This is a genomic window from Paraburkholderia acidisoli, assembly GCF_009789675.1.
GTDB lineage: Bacteria > Pseudomonadota > Gammaproteobacteria > Burkholderiales > Burkholderiaceae > Paraburkholderia > Paraburkholderia acidisoli.
The window spans coordinates 146,684-166,860 of the sequence record NZ_CP046916.1; the positions used below are offsets into that span (position 1 = coordinate 146,684).

A 20,177-nucleotide genomic window follows, 5' to 3' on the forward strand; every position below is an offset into this window, starting at 1 on the left:
GTCGCGCGACCGGGCCGATCTCGCCCGGTTCGCGCCACGCCGCCTTCACACCACGAACAGCAGCACCGCGAACACCGCGTAGAGCCAGCCCACGTGCGTGAGCTGACGGCTCTGCACGCGCGGCGCGCTGAACGCCCATTGCAGGAACAGGATCGCGGCCATCGTCGTGACGGCGGCGAGGATCGACGGCGCGCCCAGATGCCACGGCGTAAAGAACATGCCGAACGCCGTGGGAATGGTCGCCTGGATCATCATCGCGCCGCTGATATTGGCGAGCGCGAGACGCTCCTTGCCCTGCCGCACCCAGATGATCGCGTTCATGATCTCGGGCAGTTCGGTGGCGATCGGGCTGAACAGCAGCGCCGTGAGCTGCGGGCTCAGGCCGAGCCACGGGCCCACCGCGCCGATCTGCTCCACGAACAGATGCGAGGCGAAGAAGATCACCGCGAGCGCGCCGAGCGTTTGCAGCAGGATCCAGAACAGTGCGGGGTTCTCGTCGCGCGGACGCAGCTTGAGCGGTTCCAGGTCGCCTTCGGCTTCGTCATGGCCACCGCCGTTGTCGGACAATTCCTTCCAGCAATAGAAGCCGTAAGCGGCGAGGAAGGCGATGCCGAGTATCGGCTTGAAGCTGAACACCACGAGGCCGAGCGCGATCTTGGCCACGAAGATCGCGAGGAACCAGAGCTGGTCGCGGCGCAAGCGGCGCGTATCGACGTCGACGACCCCCGCGCGTTCGCGGCCCGCGCGCTTCGCCGTGGCGAGCAGCGCGACGCCCACGACCGCGTAGGCGATCGTGCTCAACGCGAGCGGGCCGCCAATGGCCGCGCCCACGCCGATCTCCTTGTGCGCGGGCGTGTCGCCGAACGCCACGGCCACGAGCGTGACCACGCTTTCGGGCAGCGCCGTGCCGAACGCGGCGAGGATCGTGCCGGTGGCGGTTTGCGTGACCTTGAGCTTGTGGCCGAGCCACTCCACGCTGTTCACGAAGGTCTCGCACGACAGATAGATGATGCCGGCGGCGGCAATGAGCAGGGCGAACGTCCAGATCATGACGAACGCTCCGTGGCGCGACAGCGGGAAAGTTGTGGGGTGAGGCTTGTCATTATTGTGCCGTTCTTGTATGCGAGCCGGGCTGCGAAACCAATGACGCTTCCCTTCGCCCGGCTCGGCAAAAAAGGGAAAACGTCAAAGGTCTCGTCAGGCCGCGAAAGCTGCAACGGCTGCCGGCGCCATGGTGCGCGAGGCACCAATTATGTTGACGACGGCGCTCCGCCGGGGTTGGCGAAGCAGACTACTCCCCTAAGACAGGGGGCGATTATAGCGCAAACGACATGGCGATCGCGTGAAAACGTGTCCGCCGTTGTTCGTCCGCCGCGGGCCTCCGCAGCGGACCGGTACCGCTTAGAACTTGTGGCGCACGCCCACCATCGCCATGGCCTGCTTGTTGGTGGAAGCGTCGTTGCCGAAGTCGGCGAACGAGGCGTTGGCGTTCACGAGCGCGCCCGTGTCCGCGTCGATGGTGCGGCCCGACGCCTTCTGGTAGCCCGCGAGCGCGTAGATGTCGGTGCGCTTCGAGAGGAAGTAGTCGCCGCCCAGGCTGAACTGGTTGTAGCTCGCATTCACGCCGTTGCCGCTGCCCTTGGTGTAGTCGTAGCCCAGGCCGACGAGCGCCTCGGGCGTGACCTGGTAGTTGACGAACAGCTGGCCCGTGTTGAACTTCGTGTTGCGGTTCGCGCCGGCCGCGCTCTGGTAGTTCGCGTATTCGACGTTGCTGTACGCGAGGCCGGCCGTGACCGGGCCGTAGGTGTAGTCGCCGGCCGCGCGGATGATCTGCAGCGAGTTCGCGTTGACGAAGCCGCCCGTGATGGCCTGCGAGTCGGCGTCCACGTCGCTGTTGGGCGAGAGGCCGTCGAACGAGGCCGCCGTGCCGCTGTTGCTGTTGGCCTTGAAGTAGCCCGCGCCGAAGCCGAACGGACCATGGTTGTACGCGGCCGCGACGGCCCACGTCTGGCCCGCGCCCGTGCTGCCCGCCTGGCCGCCGAACGCGTACATCGCGCTGACCTGCAGCCCCGCGAAGTCGGGGCTCGTGTACTTGATGGAGTTGCTGGTGCGATAGCTGTTGTCGTAGTTGTCCATGTCGCCCGGCGTGGCGAACGCGGAGCCGAACGCGCCGTCGTTGGTGAGCGGCTGGATCAGGTCGATGAGCGGATCGTACTGGCGGCCGAGCGTGACCGTGCCGCCCGTTTTCGAATCCAGGCCGACCATTGCGGTACGGCCGAACAGGCGGCCGCCCTGATTCGACTTGCCGTTGTCGACATTGAAGCCGCTTTCGATCTTGAACACAGCCGCGAGCCCGTTGCCGAGATCTTCCTTGCCGCGCAGGCCCCACAGGTTGGGCGAGAGATTGCCGGCCATCATCTGCACCGTATTGCCCGAGCCGTTCGCGCCGTGCTGATTGCCGAAGAAAGCGACGGACGTGTCGAGCGCGCCGTACAGCGTGACGCTGCTTTGTGCGTGGGCGAGCGAAGCGAAGGTGGACAGCGCGGCGAACGCGGCGGTGGCGAGAGCGGTTTTCTTCATGGCGAATCGTGGAATCCGTTTGAGTTTGTCGTGAGAGATTCAGCCGATGTCGTGCGAAAGAACGCATGCGGCAAAAATCTGCGGCGATTATCCGTAACGCCCTGCACCGACAAATTCGAAAAGCGGAAAGACTGAGTTTCAGAAAACGCACGCGCGCGATGAAGCCTTGAATACAGGCACTTCAGACGTATCGCCCCGTCACGCCGTTGTTTTTTCGCGCCATCTTGCATGGCCGTTTTTTTAATCTGGATGACTAAGTTAACACCGGTTAAACCGTGTTTAAAAGATTTTTCATGCTGCTGTGGGCTTTCGGTGCGGCACGCGTCTCTATGCTGGCCACGGTCGATCGCACGCTTTGGGCGTGCATCGTGTCAGTCGCGCCGCCGGGTGCCGCACGTCGCGACGTCACAGTCAACGCGGCCGAAACTTATCCCATGTCTCTCTCATGAAATTACGCCTTCTTTCCCGCTTGCTGCGCGCGGCGTTGTGCCTCGCGGCGGTGGCCGCCGTGTCCGGCTGTGCGAACCTGCATCCGCAACCCAACGGTCCCGGCGACTGCGTCGGACCGCCCGACTACTGCGTGCCGTTCTTCGGTTCGTAAGCGCATACCGGCGTTTGCGGGGCGGGCGGCGCGCGCATAATACGCGTGATTATCGATCACACCGGTTTCGATCGCGCTGGTTTCGACCACGCCGCCCGCACGCAAGGACCGCCATGACCCGCGACACGCTCACCGACGCCACCGTTCTCGCGGCATGGCAGCGCAACGCCACGCCGTGGATCGCGGCCGTACGCGGCGGCGAGATCGCGAGCCGCAAGCTCGTCACCGACGCCGCCGTGCTCGATGCCGTCCTCGAGTGTCTGTCCGAACGCACGCCCGAACTCGGACCAACGCGCGGGCAAAAACGCGTGCTCGATCTCGGTTGCGGCGAAGGCTGGCTGGCGCTCGCGCTCGCTCGCCACGGCATGGCGGTCACGGGCGTGGACGCCGTGCCGGAACTCGTCGCCGCCGCGCGCGCGGCGGGTCTCGCCGACTGCCGCGTGCTCGCCTACGAAGCCATCGCGCAAGACGCGCTCGATCTGCGCGCCGACGTCGTCGTCTGCAATTTTTCGCTGATCGGCAAGGCGAGCGTGGACGGCCTGCTGCGGGCCATGCCCGCGCTGCTCGCGCCGCACGGCACGCTCGTCGTGCAAACGCTGCATCCGCTCGTGGCGTGCGGCGACCTGCCTTATGCCGATGGCTGGCGCGAAGGGTCGTGGGCCGGTTTCAGCCCCGCGTTTCGCGACGCGCCGCCGTGGTATTTCCGCACGCTCGCGAGTTGGCTGGCCTTGATCGAGGCGAGCGAACTCGCCTTGCGCGAGATGCGCGAGCCGCTCGACCCGCGCAGCGGCAAACCGGCCTCGGTGATCTTCGTCGCGCGAGCGCGGCCGCCATGCCTTCGCGACGTTCCCGGCGGCGTTACTTGAAGTAGATATTCAAGCCGGCGGAAACGAACACGTCGCCGAGATTGGGCGCCCCGCCCGTGCTGCCATGCCATTGGTAGCGCGCGTCCATGCGGAAATCGATGTTCGAACTCACGCTCGTCGTGAAGCCCACGCCGCCACGCAGCAGCAGGTCCCGGTTGCGGCCTTCGACCGGCAGCGGCCCCTCGTGCACGCCGCCCACGCCCGCGGTGATGAACGGGGAAAACGTCTTGTTGCGTTTGATGAAGTACAGACCGTCCAGCGTGATGCTGGCCTGGTTGTCCTTGTCGCCGAAAGCGGCGTACTGCCCCGCGAGTTCCACGTTCCAGTGATCGCTCAGGATCTTGCCCACGGCACCGCCGCCCGCCACGCCTTCGCTGCGCGTGCGCGCGCTGTCGTTGATCGTGAGGCTGACCGTGGGCGCCACGTACCAGGTTTTGTCAGCCGCGCTTTGCGCGAAAGCGGAGGATGCCGATACGGCGGAAGCGGCCATCACGCCAGCCACCAGAAACGAACGCAGTAATCTCATGATCGGTTTTCAGAAGGTTAAGTGAAGGACACCCCCTGAACGTTGCGTCCGCAACCTGTTGCTGTCACGGGGGCGACGCTATCGTGCGATGGTTACCATTTCGCGTCTGTGGGGTCCGCCACTTAAAACTTTTTTCCCGCCGATAACGCGTGTGGCGCGCCGGGCCGTCCGTTGCGCCGTCAACCTTGCCCATCACGGGACCTCCGCACGGCTGTGCTACCCTTCCCGGGCCGTTGGCCAGCGGCGCGCGGCCAGCGGCGCGCGGCAAGCGGTGCGCGACCAGCGGCGCGCGACCAGCGGCCCACGCCTCACGGCAAGCTCGAAGCCTCATCGAAGTACACCGAAGTCCTGAACCCGATAACAGGAATCCACAGGAAAGACGCAGATGAAAAAGCACGAGATACAACGCGCAGGCGCGCGCTCACGCATGCGGACCGGACTGCGCATGGCCGTGGCCGCGCTGGCGATGGCGGGCGGCGCGCAGGCCGCGCACGCGGCCACCGAGATCCAGTTCTGGCACGCGATGGAGTCCGAACTGGGCGAGCGCGTGAACGACATCGCGAAGCAGTTCAACGCCTCGCAGAGCGAGTACAAGATCGTGCCCGTGTTCAAGGGCACTTACGATCAGACGCTCGCCGCCGGTATCGCGGCGTATCGCAGCGGCGACGCGCCGGCGATCCTGCAGGTCTACGAAGTGGGCACCGCGACCATGATGAACGCGAAGAAGGCCGTGCTGCCCGTGTACGACGTGATGCAGAAAGCGGGCGTGCCGCTCGACGAGAAGGCGTTCGTGCCGACCATCGCCAGCTATTACAGCGACGCCAAAACCGGCCACCTCGTCTCCATGCCGTTCAACAGCTCGACGCCGGTGCTCTACTACAACCGCGACGCGTTCCAGAAGGCGGGCCTCAATCCCGACCAGCCGCCGAAAACCTGGCCCGAAGTCGCCGCCGACGCCGCGAAGCTCAAGGCCGCGGGCCTGACCTGCGGTTTCACGACCGGCTGGCAGGGCTGGATCCAGATCGAGAACTACAGCGCCTGGCACGGCGCGCCCATCGCCACGCGCAACAACGGCTTCGACGGCCTCGACGCCCAGCTCGAAATCAACAAGCCGCTGCAGGTCGCGCATATCGCCTTCCTGCAGAAGATGGCGAAAGACGGCACCTTCACCTACGTGGGCCGCAAGGACGAAGCCACGGCCAAGTTCTATAGCGGCGACTGCGGCATCATGATGGGGTCCTCGGGTGCGCTCGCGAACGTGCAGCAGTACGCGAAGTTCAAGTTCGGCACCGGCATGATGCCGTACGATCCGAGCGTGAAGGGCGCGCCGCAGAACGCCATCATCGGCGGGGCGAGCTTGTGGGTGCTGGGCGGCAAGAGCCCGGAAGTCTACAAGGGCGTGGCGAAGTTTCTCGCGTATCTGAACACGCCCGCCGTGGCGGCGAAGTGGCATCAGGACACGGGCTATCTGCCGGTGACGAAGGCCGCCTACGAACTCACGCAGAAGCAGGGCTTCTACGCCTCGCATCCGGGCGCCGACACGGCCACGAAGCAGATGCTCAACAAGCCGCCGCTTGCGTGGACCAAAGGCCTGCGCCTCGGCAACATGCCGCAGATCCGCACCATCGTCGACGAGGAACTCGAACAGGTGTGGACGGGCAGCAAGACGCCGCAACAGGCGCTCGATTCGGCGAACTCGCGCGGCAACGCGTTGCTGCGCCGCTTCGAGCAGCAGGCGCAGTAAGCAACACGAACGCCGCTCGCCGGCGAAACACGTCGCGGCGATCGAACGCCGCGCTGCCCGAGGAAGGCGGCGCGGCGTTTTTGCTGATTAGAACCACGCGTCCTGCATGTCGAGCGTCGTGCGGTCGAGCGACGCCAGCAAGTCGAATTGCGCCGATGTCTTCGGCAATTCCCACGCGAAGAAGTACGCGCAGGCGGCGAGCTTGCCGCGATAAAAACCAGCATCGTCGCTTTGCGCGCTGGTGGGTTCCGCAAGCGCCACGCTCGCCACCAGCGCCTGTTCGAGCCAGATCCACGCGAGCACCACGTGCCCGAACGCTTCGAGGTACACCGAGGCGTTCGCGAGCGTCACGGCCGGGTCGCCCGCCGCCCACACCTGCTTCGTGACGTCGATCAGGCGCGCGAGCGCCGCGCCGAGCGCGTGCGCGTGATTCGCCAGTGCCGTGCCGCCCGCAGCGGCCGTGCCGGACTGCGCGCGTTCGACGCTCGCCTGCACCCGCTTTGCCAATAGCGCGAGCGCGGCACCGTCCTGGATCACGACCTTGCGGCCCAGCAGATCGAGCGCCTGAATGCCGTGCGTGCCCTCGTGGATCGGATTGAGCCGGTTGTCGCGCCAGAATTGTTCGACGTTGTACTCGCGCGTGTAGCCGTAGCCGCCGTGCACCTGGATCGCGAGATCGTTGGCGGCGAGACACCATTGCGACGGCCAGCTCTTGGCGATGGGCGTGAGCAGATCGAGCAGCAGCGCGAGCGGCGCGCGCTCGCGTTCGTCGTCAGTGGCACGGGTTTCGTCGATGAGCTTCGCGCACCACAGGTTCAGCGCGAGCGCGCCTTCCACGTAGCTCTTTTGCGCGAGCAGCATGCGCCGCACGTCGGCATGCTCCACGAGCTTCACTTGCGGCGCCGCCGCGTCCTTGCTGCTCGCGGTGATCGGGCGCCCCTGCGGCCGGTTGCGCGCGTAATCGAGCGCGTGCAGATAGCCCGTGTAACCGAGGAGAGTCGCGCCGAGACCCACGCCGATGCGCGCCTCGTTCATCATGTGGAACATGTAGGCGAGCCCGCGATGCGCCTCGCCCACCCGATATCCCACGGCGCCTGCGCGCCCGAGCGGCGTGTGCCGCGTGCCTTCGCCGAAGTTGAGCAGGCAGTTGGTCGTGCCGCGATAACCGAGCTTGTGATTGAGGCCCGCGAGCACGACGTCGTTGCGCTCGCCGCGCGCGCCGTTTTCGTCGACGAGAAACTTCGGCACGATGAACAGCGAGAGCCCCTTCACGCCCGGGATCAGTTTGCCGTCGGGGCCGGGAATCTTGGCGAGCACGAGATGCACGATGTTCTCGGCGAGTTCGTGATCGCCGCCCGAAATCCACATCTTGTTGCCGCGCAGCCGGTATTGCGCGCCGAGCGGCGAGTCGCATTCGAAGTCGGCGCGCGTGGCCACGTCGGCGAGCGACGAACCCGCCTGCGGCTCCGAAAGACACATCGTGCCGAAAAAGCGGCCTTCGAGTTCGGGCCGCACGAAGGCGTCGATCTGCGCGGCGCTGCCGTGCGTGAGCAGCAAGTTCGCATTGCCGATGGTGAGAAACGGATACGCGCTCGTGCCCACGTTGGCGCCCGTGAACCACGCGAAGCCGGCCTTTTCGACCACCAGCGGCAACTGCATGCCGCCATATTCGTAGTCCTGGCCGGCCGCCATCAGGCCCGCCTCGCAGAACGCCTTCAGCGCCGTTTCGACCTCGGGGATGAGCGTGACCGTTTCGCCGTCGACCTGCGGCTCGTGCTGGTCGCTCTTCTTGTTGTGCGGCGCGAACAGGTCGGTGGCCATGCGCTCGCAGGTGTCGAGCGCGGCGTCGAAGGTCTCGCGGCTGTGGTCGGCGTAACGCGCAATGCGCGTGAGCGCCGTCACGTCGAGCCATTCGTAGAGCAGGAAGTTGAGATCGCGGCGGGAAAGGATCAGCGACATGGCGGGATGGTCTCTCGGCTTCGAAGGGAAGGCACGATCGTAGCCCGAAATAGAACGATCGTGCGATGGGTGTTTGCGCGAGCGGCGTGCTGTCCCACCGCGCTTCCGATTCTGGCAAGAATCGGTCATGATCGGCGTTCATCCTTCCAGAAAGCGAGAACGCGATGGACCGGCTCGACGCCATGCATGTGTTGATCGCCGTGGTGGACGCGGGCAGCCTCTCGGCGGCGGCGCGGCGTCTGGGCATGCCGCTCGCCACGGTGAGCCGCAAGGTCAACGACCTCGAGTCGCACCTCAAGACGCGGCTGCTCACGCGCAGCACGCGCCAGCTCACGTTGACCGAAGCGGGCGAGTCGTATGTGGCCGCGTGCCGCCGCATCCTCGACGAAGTGGGCGAGGCCGAGCGCGCGGCCACCGGCGAGTACCGCGCGCCGCGCGGCGAACTGGCGATCACGGCGCCGGTCGTGTTCGGGCGGCTGCACGTGCTGCCCGTGGTCGCGGAATTTCTCGCGCAGTTTCCCGAGATCGGCGTGCGGCTCATGCTGGCGGACAGCGTCGTGAATCTGCTCGAAGACCATGTCGATGCGGCGGTGCGCATCGGCGAACTGCCCGATAGCGCGCTGGTGGCGACGCGCGTGGGCACGATGCGCCGCGTGGTGTGCGCGAGCCCGGCGTATCTCGCGCAGCACGGCACGCCCGCGCATCCCGACGATCTCGCGGCGCATGCGTGCATCGCGTCGAACGGTTTTTCGTCGGCGCGCGCGTGGACCTTTCGCGTGGGCAAGGAAACGATCTCGCCGCCGCTGCGCTCGCGGCTGTTGCTCAACACGCCCGAGGCGGCCATCGACGCCGCGTTGCTCGGCATCGGCCTCACGCGCGTGCTGTCGTATCAGGTGGCGGCCGCCGTGCGCGAGGGCAAGCTCGCGCTCGTGCTGGAAGACTTCGAGCCGCCCGCGTGGCCCGTGAGCCTCGTGCATGCGGGGCAGGCGCCGCTGCCGCTCAAGCTGCGCGCATTTCTCGATTTCGCCGCGCCCAGGTTGCGCGCGCGGCTGGAGGCGGTGCGGCTGGGGAAGGGCGGAGTTTGATCGGCGCTGGGTTTCAGGTAACGCGTGGCTTCAGGTAACGCTTCGCCGCGCCGTGCCTGGACCTCACGCCGATCCACCGTCGCGTGCCGCGCGACATCGCCGAAAAACGCCGTAGCGACGCACGACCGCCATCGCTCCACACGAGCGCCGCCGCAAGCGAGAACCCACCGGCAAGCCTCACCGCCCGTTGCGCGCCACGCTCGCCTGCACGGCTTCATCGGCGCATTGCAACAGCCCCTGAATCAGCCGCGAGCGCGGTGACGCCCGCTGCCACACCATGCCGAAGCGGCGCGGCTCGATCGGCATCGGCAACGCAATGCGCGCGATCGAGAGTGCCGCCGTCATGGGCGACACGATATCCGGCACCAGCGAAACGCCCAGGCCGCGATCCACCATCATCGCGATCGGCATCAACGCGTTCAGCTCGAACAGCTCGCGCGGCACGATGCGCGCCGCGCGCAGGTACTGGTCCGCCTGCTTGCCGCCGCCGAGCGAGCGGTCGTAGCGAATAAACGGCTCGCGCCGCAGCAGCTCGTGCGGGTCTTCGCCGGCGAGACGCTGCGGCGCGAGCACGACGAGCGGCTCCTCGCGCAGCAGATGCCAGTCGTACGCCTTCGGCAGCGCGAACGCCGGGTGCAGGCAAATGGCGACGTCGAGATCGCCGCGATGCAGCGAGTCGTACAGCTCCATCGAGGTGCCCGCGCGGATCAGCACCTTCGCGCGCGGAAAGCCGCGCGCGAAGTTCGCGAGCACGTCGGGCAACAGGCTCAGGAGCGCCGTGGTGATCGTGCCGATGCGCAGTTCACCCGCCGCCTCGCCTTCGAGCGCATGCGCTTTCAGCTCGGCGAAATCGGCGACCAGACCGCGCGCCCGCTCGATGATGCGATGCCCGGCCTCCGTGGGCGTGACCGTGCGGCCGGCCCGCACCAGCAGCGTCACGCCGAGTTCGCGCTCCAGCGCCGACATCTGCTGGGCAATGGCCGCCGGCGTCACGCCCACGCGCCGCGCGGCCTCCGCCATCGACCCGGTGTCGACGATCAAGAGCAGATTGGCGAGAAATGCCGTCTCCACAAGATGGTTTTCCTATTGTTTGAAGATAGACGCAGGTAGTTTATCTAAAACGTGGACGCTCCTACACTGGGCGAAATTTCGAAGAAGTTCGGGAGACACATGAGAAGCAAGCTGTTCGTGCCGGCATCGCGCCCGGAACTGTTCGCCAAGGCGCTCGCCAGCGCCGCCGACGCGCTTTCCTTCGACCTCGAAGACGCCGTCGCGCCCGAGCGCAAGCCGCAGGCGCGCGCGGACCTGCGCACGCTGCTCGAAACGGCCGAGGCGCGCGCCACCGGCAAGACGCTGATCGTGCGCGTCAACGCGCTGGACACGCCGCATTTCGCCGCCGATATCGAAGCGGTCGCCCGCACCGGCGTGAAGCTCGTGAATCTGCCGAAGCCGGAACATCCCGACGACGTGCGCGCCGCCGCCGCCGCGCTCGAAGCGGCCGAACGCGCCAACGGCGTGACCACGCCGATCGGCTTGCTGCTCAACGTCGAGTCGCCGCGTGCGCTGCGTCTCGCGGCCGAGCTGGCGGGCGCGCATCCGCGCGTCGCCGGTTTGCAACTGGGTCTCGGCGATCTGTTCGAGCCGCTCGGGATCGCGCGTCGCGAGACGGCGGCGATCCATCAGGCGATGTTCGCGCTGCGCGTCGCGGCCGGCGAAGCAGGCGTGTTCGCCTACGACACCGCGTTCGCCAATATCAAGGATGCCGAAGGATTTCGCGCCGAAGCGCAGATGTCGCGCGCGTTCGGTTTCATCGGCAAAAGCTGCATTCATCCGAGCCAGATCGCGATCGCGAACGAGGTGTTCCGGCCGTCCGACGACGACATCGCGCATGCCGTGCGCGTGGTGATCGCGGCGCGCGAGGCGGACGCGAACGGCGTGGGCGCCTATGTCGTCGACGGCCGCATGATCGATCCGCCCTTCGTCGAACGCGCGCGCTCGCTCGTGAACGAAGCCGCGCGGTTCGACCTGCTCTCGCACGAACAACGCGCATCGCTCGGGATTTAAGGCCGGTTCCCATTCATAACGGCCAGCCCCTGGAACGAAATTGTCGATGGGGGGAACGTGCCCTAAGGTATCAACGGAGAAGTATTCATGGAACCCATTTCGCAACGCGGCGGCCCGCTTTCCGGCGTGCGCGTGCTCGACCTGAGCGCGTATATCGCCGGTCCGTACGGCTGCACGCTGCTCGCCGACCAGGGCGCCGAAGTCATCAAGATCGAGCCGCCCACGGGCGACAATCTGCGTAAATATCCGTCCACGCTCGAAGCCGAAAGCCGCGCATTTCTCGGCGTGAACCGCGGCAAGCGCGGGCTCGTGCTCGACCTCAAGCAGCGCGAGGCGCTCGACGTGCTGCTCGATCTCGTCAAGCAGGCGGACGTGCTCGTGCACAACTTCCGCCCGAGCGTGCCCGCGCGCCTCGGCATCGCCTACGAACAACTGCGCGCGATCAATCCGCGTTTGATCTACTGCGCCGTGACGGGCTACGGCGACAACGGTCCCAACAAGGACAAGGCCGGTTACGACCAGGTGCTGCAGACCATGACGGGCATGTGCACGCTGCAAGGTCCCGCCGAAGGGCCGCCCGAAGTGCTGTACGGTTCCGTGGTCGATTACTACGCGGCGGCGCTGGTGGCGTCGGGCGTGTCGTCGGCGCTGTTCGCGCGCGAGAAGAGCGGCGAGGGACAGTATCTCGGCGTTTCGCTGTTGCGCAGCGCGTTGACGATGCAGTCGGCGCGCATGATCTGGGCCGACAGCGAACCGAAGGACGTGGGCCGCGACATGCGCTCGGGCGGCATCACGGGCATTCATCCCACGCGTGAAGGCTACCTGTATCTTTCCGCGAACACGCCGCATTTCTGGAACGCGCTGTGCGAACTGACGGGTCTCACCGCGCTCGCCGCCGACGAACGTTACGACACCGTGCGCAAGCGCGCCACGCATCGCGACGAGATCGTGCCGCAGTTGCGCGCGGCGCTGGCGCAGCGTTCCGCGCTCGAATGGGAAGCGGTGTTCGGCGACGTCGTACCGTGCGCCGCCGCGCGCAGCGTGGAAGACATGTTCGACGATCCGCAGGTGCTCGCGGAAGACATGGTCGCGCACTTCGACTATCCGGGCGTGGGCGCGTATCGCGGCTTCAAGCATCCCGTGCGCTTCAGCGGCACGCCGCTGCCCGAGCCGTTCGCCGCGCCTGCGTTCGGCGAACACAGCGTCGCGCTGCTGCGCGAGGCAGGTTTGCGCGAGGACGAGATCGAAGCGTTGCGCGCGAAACGCGCCGTGCTCTGATCGACCGCTCGCCAGCCCAACCAACACGGAGACTCCTCGCGATGCAGTGCGATTCCCATATCCATATCTATGACCGCGCGTTTCCCGGCTCGCAACCGGGCCAGGGCGGCGCGGCGGGCTTCGTCGATCATGCCGATGTGGCCGCGTATCGCGAGGTGCAGGCGCGCATGGGCACGCAGCGCGCCGTGATCGTCACGCCGCGCATTTATGGCACCGACAATGCCGTGACCGTGGATGCCATTCGCCAGCTCGGTATCGACCATGCGCGCGGCGTGGCGGTGCTGCATCCCGACGTGAGCGACACCGAACTCGACGCGTTGAACGAGGGCGGCATTCGCGGCATTCGCTTCACGCTCTACACGGCGAAGCACGCGGCGGTGAGCTTCGAGATGGTCGAACCGCTCGCGCACCGCATCGCCGAACTCGGCTGGCATGTGCAATTGCACTGGACCGCCGAGCAGGTGGTCGAGCATCGCGCGCTGCTGGCGCGTCTGCCCTGCGCGATGGTGTTCGATCATCGCGCGCGCCTGCCGCTGCAGACGGGCACGCATCACGCGGCGTTCGGCATCGTGCGCGAGCTGGCCGAAGCCGGGCGCGCGTGGATCAAGCTCTCGGGCCCGTACCTCGATTCCGCAGCCGGACTCGCGGCCCGTTACGCCGACATCACGCCCATGGCGCGCGCCTGGGTCGACGCGGTGCCCGAGCGGCTCGTCTGGGGCAGCGACTGGCCGCACGTGACGGAAACGCACCAACCCGACGACGTCATGCTGCTCGATCTGCTGGCCGATTGGGCGCCCGACGACGCCACGCGCGACCGGATTCTGGTCGCGAATCCCGCCGAGCTGTACGGCTTCGCGATCTAAAACGCCGTTAAGAACATCCAGTAAAAATAGCCTTGGAGACACGCATGAAACCCACCGCCGCGCCGCCCGCGCCCGCGCGTAAAACGAGCTTCACCGAAGCCACCATCCGCGTATTCGAACGCACCATTCCCGATCCGTTCGTGCTCGCGATCCTGATCACCGCCGTGGTCGCCGCGCTGTCCGCGATCTTCGCGCCGCACGCCACGGTGCCGAAGATGATCACCGGCTGGTACAAGGGCTTCTTCGACATCTTCACGTTCGCGTTCCAGATCACGCTCGTGCTCGTCACCGGGCACGCGTTCGCGCATGCGCCGCCCGTGCAGCGCGTGTTCAAGGCGCTGGTGTCCGTCGCGCGCACGCCCGCGCAGGCCGGCGCGCTCACTTTCGTGCTGGTCGCGGCCACGTCGTTCTTCAACTGGGGCATGGGCCTCGTGGTGGCGGCGTTGCTCGCGCGGGAAGTGGCGAAGCGCATGCGGGTGGACTTCGCGTGGATCGTGGCGGCCGGCTTCTCGGGCTGGGTCGTGTGGGCGAGCGGCATTTCGAGTTCCATCGCGCTCGCGCAATCCACGCCCGGCAGTTCGATGAACGTCGTGCAAAAGCTCACGGGCGCCGTGCTGCCGTTTGGCGACACCGTGTTCACGCGCTTCAATCTCGTGCCGACGCTCGTGATGCTCGTGGCGATGCCGTTCGTGCTCGCGTGGCTGCGCCCGAGCGATGCCGAGGCCGTGCCGCTCGACACCGACAAGCATCCCGACGAAGCCATCCGCAAGAAGCCCGAGGGCAAGCTGAGTTTCGCGCGCAAGGTCGAGCATTCGTGGATCGGCAGCGCGTTTATCGGCGCGGTGGGGATCGGCCTGATCGTGCTGACGCAGTTCCAGCACATCGCGTTTTCGGGCGTGAATGCCGTGATCTTCGTGATGTTCATCGCGGGCGTGATCCTGCACGGCTATCCGCTCGCCTACGCGGACGCGATCAAGAACGCCGCGAAACAAACCGGCTCGATGATGCTGCAGTACCCGCTCTACGGCGGCATCATGGGCATGATGGACGCGACCGGCTTGCCCGACGTGATCTCGCACTTCTTCATCGCCATTTCGAATGCGCACACGCTGCCGTTCTGGAGCTACGTGTGTTCGCTGATCGTCACGTTCTTCATTCCGAGCGGCGGCGGTCACTGGGCCGTGCAAGGCCCGTTCGTGGTGCCCGCGGCGGTCGCGCTGCACGCCTCCGTGCCCGCCACGACGATGGCGGTGGCCATGGGCGAGCAGGTGTCGAACATGATGCAGCCGTTCTGGGCCGCGCCCGTGGTGGCGATGGCGGGCGTGGGCGTGCAGCGGGTGCTGGGCTTCACGGTCATGACGTTCGCCGTGGGCTTCGTCGTGTACGGCGCGGCGCTGCTGATCTTTGTATGAAGGGAGACAATTCGATGGATACCGCGACGCATCGCGCCGAGACCGCGCCCCAGGGTCTGAAAGAACGCTGGTGGCGCATTTTCGACCTGCGGGTGGGCGCGCTGCCGCTGCCCGTGTATGCGCTGTTGATCGCCGTGCTCGCGCTGATGACGGCGCACGGCAAGCTCGCCGCCGACCTGCCCACGGGCATCGCGCTCGTGGCCGTGGGCGGTTTCACGTGCGCCGAACTCGCGAAGCGCATTCCGTGGATCCGGCATATTGGCGCGACCTCGATTTTCGCGGCCTTCATTCCGTCGATGCTGGTCTATTACAAGCTGATGCCGGAGCCCATCACGAAGGCCGTTACCACGTTCACGAAGCAATCGAACTTTCTGTACCTGTTCATTGCGGCGATCATCGTGGGCAGCGTGCTGAGCATGGACCGGCAGACGCTCGTCAAAGGCTTCCTGCGCATTTTCGTGCCGGTCGCGGCCGGTTCGCTCGCGGCCGCGTGCGTGGGCACGGCGGTCGGCACGCTCCTCGGCCTCGACGTGAAGCACGCGCTCTTCATGGTGGTGGTGCCGATCATGGCCGGCGGCGTGGGCGAGGGCGCGTTGCCGCTCTCGGCCGGGTACGCGCAGATTCTCGGCGTGGAGCAGGGGCCGCTGTTCGCGCAGGTGCTCTCGGCGGTGATGCTCGGCAACATCGCGGCGATCTGCTGCGCGGGGCTGCTGAGCTATCTGGGCGCGCGCCGCCCGCATCTCACGGGCAACGGCCGTCTCACGGTGGCCGAAGACGACGGCGTGACCGGCACACAGCCGCAGTCGTTCGAGTTCGACGTGAGTTCGGTGGCTTCGGCGGGCGCGACGGCCATCGCGCTGTACCTGCTGGGCGTGCTGAGCCATCAATACTTCGACTGGCCCGCGCCCGTGGTGATGCTCGTGATGGTGGTGGCGGCGCAGTTCTTCCAGATCGTCTCGCCGCGCGTGCGAGGCGGCGCGCGTTTCATGTACGGCTTTTTCTCGACGGCGGTGACGTATCCGCTCATGTTCGCGATCAGCGTCGCCATGACGCCGTGGGGCGAGATCGTCACGGCGTTTCACTGGGTCAACATCGTCACGGCGGTCTCGACGGTGCTCACGCTCGTTGGCACGGGCTTTCTGGTGGCGCGCTACACGGGCATGTACCCGGTGGAGGCGGCCATCGTCAACGCCACGCACAGCGGCCTGGGCGGCACCGGCGACGTGGCCATTCTCACCGCCGCGAACCGCATGGAGTTGATGCCGTTCGCGCAGATCGCCACGCGTATTGGCGGGGCCATTACGGTGATGGTCGCGCTCGCGGCGTTCGCGTGGTTGCGGTGAGGGGGCGAGCGCTGCGATGAAGGCGCGATGAAAGCTCACCGAGGCGGCGGCGCGCATCTCGTCCATCATCGCCACGCCTCGCCGCGCATCGCCCCAAAGCACGACGCATCGTTCGGACGGTAAGATACCCAGCCTCAACGTTGCTGGAATCCCCACCGCAAGCCATGCGCAATCTTTCCTTGTCCCGATGGCTCAAGCGCCTCGCGGGCGCCGCCGTATGGATCGTCCCGTCGCTGGCCGCCGCGCATCCGCACGTCTGGATCCGCTACGCCGCGCGCGTGCAGATGCAGGGCACGACGATCACCGCCATCGCCGAAAGCTGGCGCTTCGCCGAAGGCTTCCCGGTTCAACTGGTGGGCATCGACACCTTGCCCGACAACGGCCCGCTCGATGCGAAGCAGACCGCGATCTTCCGCGAGCAGGCTTTCGATTCGCTGGCGGGCGCGCATTATTTCAGCCAGCTTTTCGTCGATGGCCGGACGCAACCGCTCGGCGCGCCCACGGGCTTTCGCGTGGTCATCGACCACGGCAAGCTCGTCTACACCTTCACGTTGCCGCTGAAAAAGCCGCTCAACGTGCGCGGCCATAACGTTTCGCTCGGCATCTGGGACGAGTCGTTTTTCGTCGACTACGAACCCGACGGCGCGAACGCCGTGACCCTGGACGGTCACGCCGCGCCCACGTGCACGGTGAAGCCGTTTCAGGATCACGCGCATCCCATCTTCGACGGCCTCTACGTGCCGCAAGCCATGGCCCTGTCATGCTGAGCTTCGTGCGCGTTTCGCTTTGGGCCGTACTCGCGCTATGCGTGACCGTGCTCGCTGCAACGGTTGCGTTGCCCGCGCACGCGGCGCCTGCCGTCGACGTGTTCGGCCAGCCCCTGCACGCGGCCTCCGCCGCCGCCGCGCGGGACGACGCGGGCGCGTCGGCGGCCGATTCCGGTTCCGGTTCCGCGCCCGAATCCGTTGCCGCACCCGCCCCGCATCGCGCGATGCTCCTGCCGGAATTCGCGCGTGGCTGGCTCGCGACCGCGCTCATCTGGCAAGGCCGCCTCAACGCGCGTATCGCGGATGCCGCGCAGCAATTGCATCGCGATCCGGCGCCCGCAACGTGGCTCACGCTGATCGCCGTGGCGTTTGCCTATGGCGTGCTGCATGCGGTCGGGCCGGGGCACGGCAAGCTCGTGGCCGGCACGTATCTCGGCTCGCGCACGACGCGTGTGGCGCAGGCCATCGGTCTCGCGGGCTGGAGCGCCGCCGTGCAGGCGATGAGCGCGATTGTGCTCGTGTTCGCGGCGGCGTGGTTCGCGCGGGCGGGCATGACGAACGTGCTGTCCAACGCGGCTTCGCTGGACGTCGTCAGCTATCTGCTGCTCTGCGCGGCCGGCCTCTTCACGCTCTACACCACGTTCACGCGGCGCGACTGCTGCGTCGATCCGCGTACGCTCAAGCTCGTGCCCGAAGAACGCGATGCGGCGCCCGAACAACCCGCGTATCTCGGCGCGAAACTGCGGGTTCACACGCGCGCAGCGCGCGGCACGTTCACGGCCCGGCAGTCGAAATTCGCCGTGGTGGCGCAGATCCTGGCAACCGGTTTCGCTTCGGGCATCCGGCCGTGCGTGGGGTCGATTTTCGTGCTGGTGGCGGCGGTGGCCGCGCACGCGCCGTGGGTGGGCATCGCGGCGACCTTCGCGATTGCGGCGGGCGTGGCCGTGACGGTCTCGCTGTTCGGACTCGGCGCGATGGGCGTGAACCGCTTCGTCATGGGGCGCGGCATCCGCCTGCGCGCCCGGCTTCAGGCGACCCAGCGCGCCGTGGCCATCGTGGGCGCGCTCGCCATCGTGCTGTTCGGCGCCGTTCAAACCACGCTGATCCTTACCGGCTACGTGCAGCCCGCGCTGACTTGAACGGTGCGCGTCATTGCCCGCCGCACGAGAGATCGCCTTCCTCGCAATGCAGCTGCGCGGCGAGATGCTTCGTTTGCTGCTGCGTCAGGTCGTTGACGCATAGCGTGTAGACCATCGGATTCACGCTGCCCTGGCGCGTGCCCAGGGTGTCGAACTGGCATTGCGCGTCGCGCCACGCGACCCACGCGCGCTGCGCCTTGCGCAATTGCTCGCCGCCCGGCTTGCTGGTTTTGGCGAGCAGGGCGTTGTACGTGGTGTTCAACTGCTGATCCGATGCCTTGAGCTTCTGACCCGCGCAGGCGTTCATGGCCTGCTGGGTGGTGGCGGTCGTCATGCAATCGGATTGCGCGGACCAGGCCGGCGCGCTCAGGAACGCGAGCGCCGCGGCCGAAACGAGGGGGAAACGCATGGGACAACACTCCGGAAATGGGCGAAGGGATCGCGGGAGAGTCCGGTGCAGCAGACGGTGTACCCGCACGGGTTGAACCGGGGCGGCCCGACCTGGGCGGCCCGAAGCGGATGGCCCGACCTACGCGGCCCGACCTGCCTCCCTCGCGCCGCACGTCGCTAGCGCGAAGCCGCGCTGCCGCTGCCTTCACGCATCGGCGCCTTCTTTGCCGCCCCGAACATCGCCGATAACACCGCCGAAAGCAGCAGCGTCGCGCTGACGAAATACAGGCCGAGCGAATAGTCGCCGCTCAGGTCGCGCAGCTTGCCGATCACCATCGGCCCCAGGGTGCCGCCGATCAAACTGCCCATCGCGTTGATGAGCGCGATGCCCGCCGCCGCGGCCGAACCCGAGAGGAACTGCGTGGGCAGGCTCCACAGCGGCGGCTTGGCCGCGTTGATACCGAAGTTGGCGATCGAGAGCCCGAGGATCAGCACGACCGCGTGCGTCGCATAGCCCGCCATCAGCATGCCGATACCCGCGGCGAGACACGCGACGGCCACGTGCAGGCGACGCTCGCCGGTGCGGTCCGAATGGCGCGCCCACGCCACCATCGTGATGACCGCGAACAGGTTCGGCACCGCGTTCACGAGCCCGAGTTCGAAGTAGCCAAAACCGAAGCGGTGAATGATGAGCGGCGCCCAGATGCCGATGGCGTAGAGGCCCGTGGACGTGCCCGCGTAGACGAGCGCGAGCAGCAGGACGCGCCGGTCCTTGAACGCTTCCCACACGCGCGAGCGACCCTGGGTGACGCGCGCGTCGCGCTCGCGCTGCATTTCGCCGCTGAGCCACGCGCGTTCCTCGGCGGCGAGCCAGCGCGCCTGTTCGGGGCGATCGGTCAGGAAGAACAGCGCGACCACGCCGAGCAGGACCGTCGGTGCGCCTTCCACGAGAAAGAGCCACTGCCAGCCGTGCAATTGCGCGACGCCTTCGAGGTTCATGAGCGCACCCGAAATGGGCGAGCCAATCATGTTCGAGAGCGGCGCGGCCGTCATGAACATCGCGGTGACGAGCGCGCGGTGGCGCGCGGGAAACCAGAAGCTCAGGTAAAGAATCATGCCGGGGAAGAAGCCCGCTTCGGCGAGCCCCAGCAGGAAGCGCAGCGTGTAAAAGCTCGCGGGGCCGGTGGCGAACGCCGTTGCCGAAGAGAGCAGGCCCCACGTGAGCATCAGGAGCGCGATCCAGCGGCGCGCGCCCACGCGTTGCAGCGCGAGATTCGAGGGCATGCCGGCCACGATATAGCCGACGAAAAAGATCCCCGCGCCGAAGCCGAACATCGCCTGGGTCAGGCCGATGTCGTGATTCATCGTGAGACCGGCGAACCCCACGTTGGTGCGGTTCAGAAAGCTCAGGAAATACAGCACGATGATGAACGGCGTGATGCGCCGCGAGACCTTGCGAATGACGCGGCGTTCGAGCGCGGCGGGCGCGTCGGGATGGAGCGGAGTCTGGGTGGGGGGCATGATTGTCTCCTGCCGCTGCGCGCCGTGGCGCGTGCGGTC

General features: G+C 66.9%; 18 protein-coding genes and 1 riboswitch. Of the genes, 11 read left to right on the forward strand and 7 right to left on the reverse strand.

Going from position 1 to position 20,177, the window contains the following annotated elements; translation table 11 throughout:
- Positions 1–45 precede the first annotated feature (45 nt).
- Positions 46–1,050: a sodium:calcium antiporter gene (locus FAZ98_RS29240; RefSeq protein WP_158956852.1), complete on the reverse strand. Its 1,005-nt coding sequence runs from the start codon at positions 1,048–1,050 to the stop codon at positions 46–48.
- 68 nt (positions 1,051–1,118) lie between these two features.
- Positions 1,119–1,312, reverse strand: a riboswitch (yybP-ykoY riboswitch).
- An 89-nt stretch (positions 1,313–1,401) separates the two neighbouring features.
- Positions 1,402–2,580, reverse strand: a complete 1,179-nt coding sequence (locus FAZ98_RS29245; RefSeq protein ID WP_158956854.1) for a porin — start codon at positions 2,578–2,580, stop codon at positions 1,402–1,404.
- A 445-nt stretch (positions 2,581–3,025) separates the two neighbouring features.
- On the opposite strand from FAZ98_RS29245, the gene FAZ98_RS35485 reads away from it, so the two are divergent.
- Positions 3,026–3,181 carry a hypothetical protein gene (locus FAZ98_RS35485; protein WP_199272481.1) on the forward strand — a complete coding sequence of 52 codons (156 nt, stop codon included), beginning with the start codon at positions 3,026–3,028 and terminating at the stop codon, positions 3,179–3,181.
- Between the two features lie 113 nt (positions 3,182–3,294).
- On the forward strand, positions 3,295–4,047 hold the full coding sequence (locus FAZ98_RS29250; protein WP_158956856.1) for a class I SAM-dependent methyltransferase: 753 nt from the start codon (positions 3,295–3,297) through the stop codon (positions 4,045–4,047).
- Here the strand turns inward: FAZ98_RS29250 and FAZ98_RS29255 are convergent.
- Entirely contained in the window at positions 4,040–4,573 is a 534-nt protein-coding gene (locus FAZ98_RS29255; RefSeq protein WP_158956858.1) for an outer membrane beta-barrel protein, read from the reverse strand. The genes FAZ98_RS29250 and FAZ98_RS29255 overlap by 8 nt on opposite strands.
- 427 nt (positions 4,574–5,000) lie before the next feature.
- On the opposite strand from FAZ98_RS29255, the gene ugpB reads away from it, so the two are divergent.
- Positions 5,001–6,317, forward strand: coding sequence for a sn-glycerol-3-phosphate ABC transporter substrate-binding protein UgpB (ugpB, locus tag FAZ98_RS29260; RefSeq protein ID WP_158956860.1), 1,317 nt, complete (start codon positions 5,001–5,003; stop codon positions 6,315–6,317).
- A gap of 87 nt (positions 6,318–6,404) precedes the next feature.
- On the opposite strand, the gene FAZ98_RS29265 is transcribed toward ugpB, so the two are convergent.
- Positions 6,405–8,276: an acyl-CoA dehydrogenase gene (locus FAZ98_RS29265; protein ID WP_158956862.1), complete on the reverse strand. Its 1,872-nt coding sequence runs from the start codon at positions 8,274–8,276 to the stop codon at positions 6,405–6,407.
- A gap of 164 nt (positions 8,277–8,440) precedes the next feature.
- Between FAZ98_RS29265 and FAZ98_RS29270 the strand changes: the two genes are divergently transcribed.
- Positions 8,441–9,361 (forward strand): LysR family transcriptional regulator, encoded by a 921-nt coding sequence (locus tag FAZ98_RS29270; RefSeq protein ID WP_158956864.1) that lies wholly within the window; start codon positions 8,441–8,443, stop codon positions 9,359–9,361.
- Between the two features lie 177 nt (positions 9,362–9,538).
- Here the strand turns inward: FAZ98_RS29270 and FAZ98_RS29275 are convergent, their stop codons facing one another.
- Positions 9,539–10,432, reverse strand: coding sequence for a LysR family transcriptional regulator (locus FAZ98_RS29275; protein WP_158956866.1), 894 nt, complete (start codon positions 10,430–10,432; stop codon positions 9,539–9,541).
- Between the two features lie 99 nt (positions 10,433–10,531).
- Between FAZ98_RS29275 and FAZ98_RS29280 the strand changes: the two genes are divergently transcribed.
- The 7 genes from FAZ98_RS29280 to FAZ98_RS29310 all read left to right on the forward strand — a co-directional run bounded on the left by FAZ98_RS29280 (position 10,532) and on the right by FAZ98_RS29310 (position 18,227).
- Positions 10,532–11,425, forward strand: coding sequence for an HpcH/HpaI aldolase/citrate lyase family protein (locus FAZ98_RS29280; protein ID WP_158956868.1), 894 nt, complete (start codon positions 10,532–10,534; stop codon positions 11,423–11,425).
- Positions 11,426–11,512: 87 nt separating this feature from the next.
- Positions 11,513–12,703 (forward strand): CaiB/BaiF CoA transferase family protein, encoded by a 1,191-nt coding sequence (locus FAZ98_RS29285; protein WP_158956870.1) that lies wholly within the window; start codon positions 11,513–11,515, stop codon positions 12,701–12,703.
- Positions 12,704–12,744: 41 nt separating this feature from the next.
- A complete protein-coding gene (locus FAZ98_RS29290) occupies positions 12,745–13,566 on the forward strand; it encodes an amidohydrolase family protein (RefSeq protein WP_158956872.1) in 822 nt (273 codons plus the stop codon).
- A 44-nt stretch (positions 13,567–13,610) separates the two neighbouring features.
- Entirely contained in the window at positions 13,611–14,978 is a 1,368-nt protein-coding gene (locus FAZ98_RS29295) for a short-chain fatty acid transporter (protein ID WP_158956874.1), read from the forward strand.
- A gap of 14 nt (positions 14,979–14,992) precedes the next feature.
- Positions 14,993–16,321: a 2-hydroxycarboxylate transporter family protein gene (locus FAZ98_RS29300; RefSeq protein ID WP_158956876.1), complete on the forward strand. Its 1,329-nt coding sequence runs from the start codon at positions 14,993–14,995 to the stop codon at positions 16,319–16,321.
- Positions 16,322–16,485: 164 nt separating this feature from the next.
- On the forward strand, positions 16,486–17,088 hold the full coding sequence (locus tag FAZ98_RS29305; protein WP_158956879.1) for a DUF1007 family protein: 603 nt from the start codon (positions 16,486–16,488) through the stop codon (positions 17,086–17,088).
- Positions 17,082–18,227, forward strand: coding sequence for a nickel/cobalt transporter (locus tag FAZ98_RS29310; protein ID WP_158956880.1), 1,146 nt, complete (start codon positions 17,082–17,084; stop codon positions 18,225–18,227). The genes FAZ98_RS29305 and FAZ98_RS29310 overlap by 7 nt, the downstream gene beginning before the upstream one ends.
- 10 nt (positions 18,228–18,237) lie before the next feature.
- Here FAZ98_RS29310 and FAZ98_RS29315 read toward each other — a convergent pair whose 3' ends face one another.
- Positions 18,238–18,636: a lysozyme inhibitor LprI family protein gene (locus FAZ98_RS29315; protein ID WP_158956882.1), complete on the reverse strand. Its 399-nt coding sequence runs from the start codon at positions 18,634–18,636 to the stop codon at positions 18,238–18,240.
- 158 nt (positions 18,637–18,794) lie between these two features.
- Positions 18,795–20,138, reverse strand: a complete 1,344-nt coding sequence (locus FAZ98_RS29320; RefSeq protein WP_158956884.1) for an MFS transporter — start codon at positions 20,136–20,138, stop codon at positions 18,795–18,797.
- Positions 20,139–20,177 lie beyond the last annotated feature (39 nt).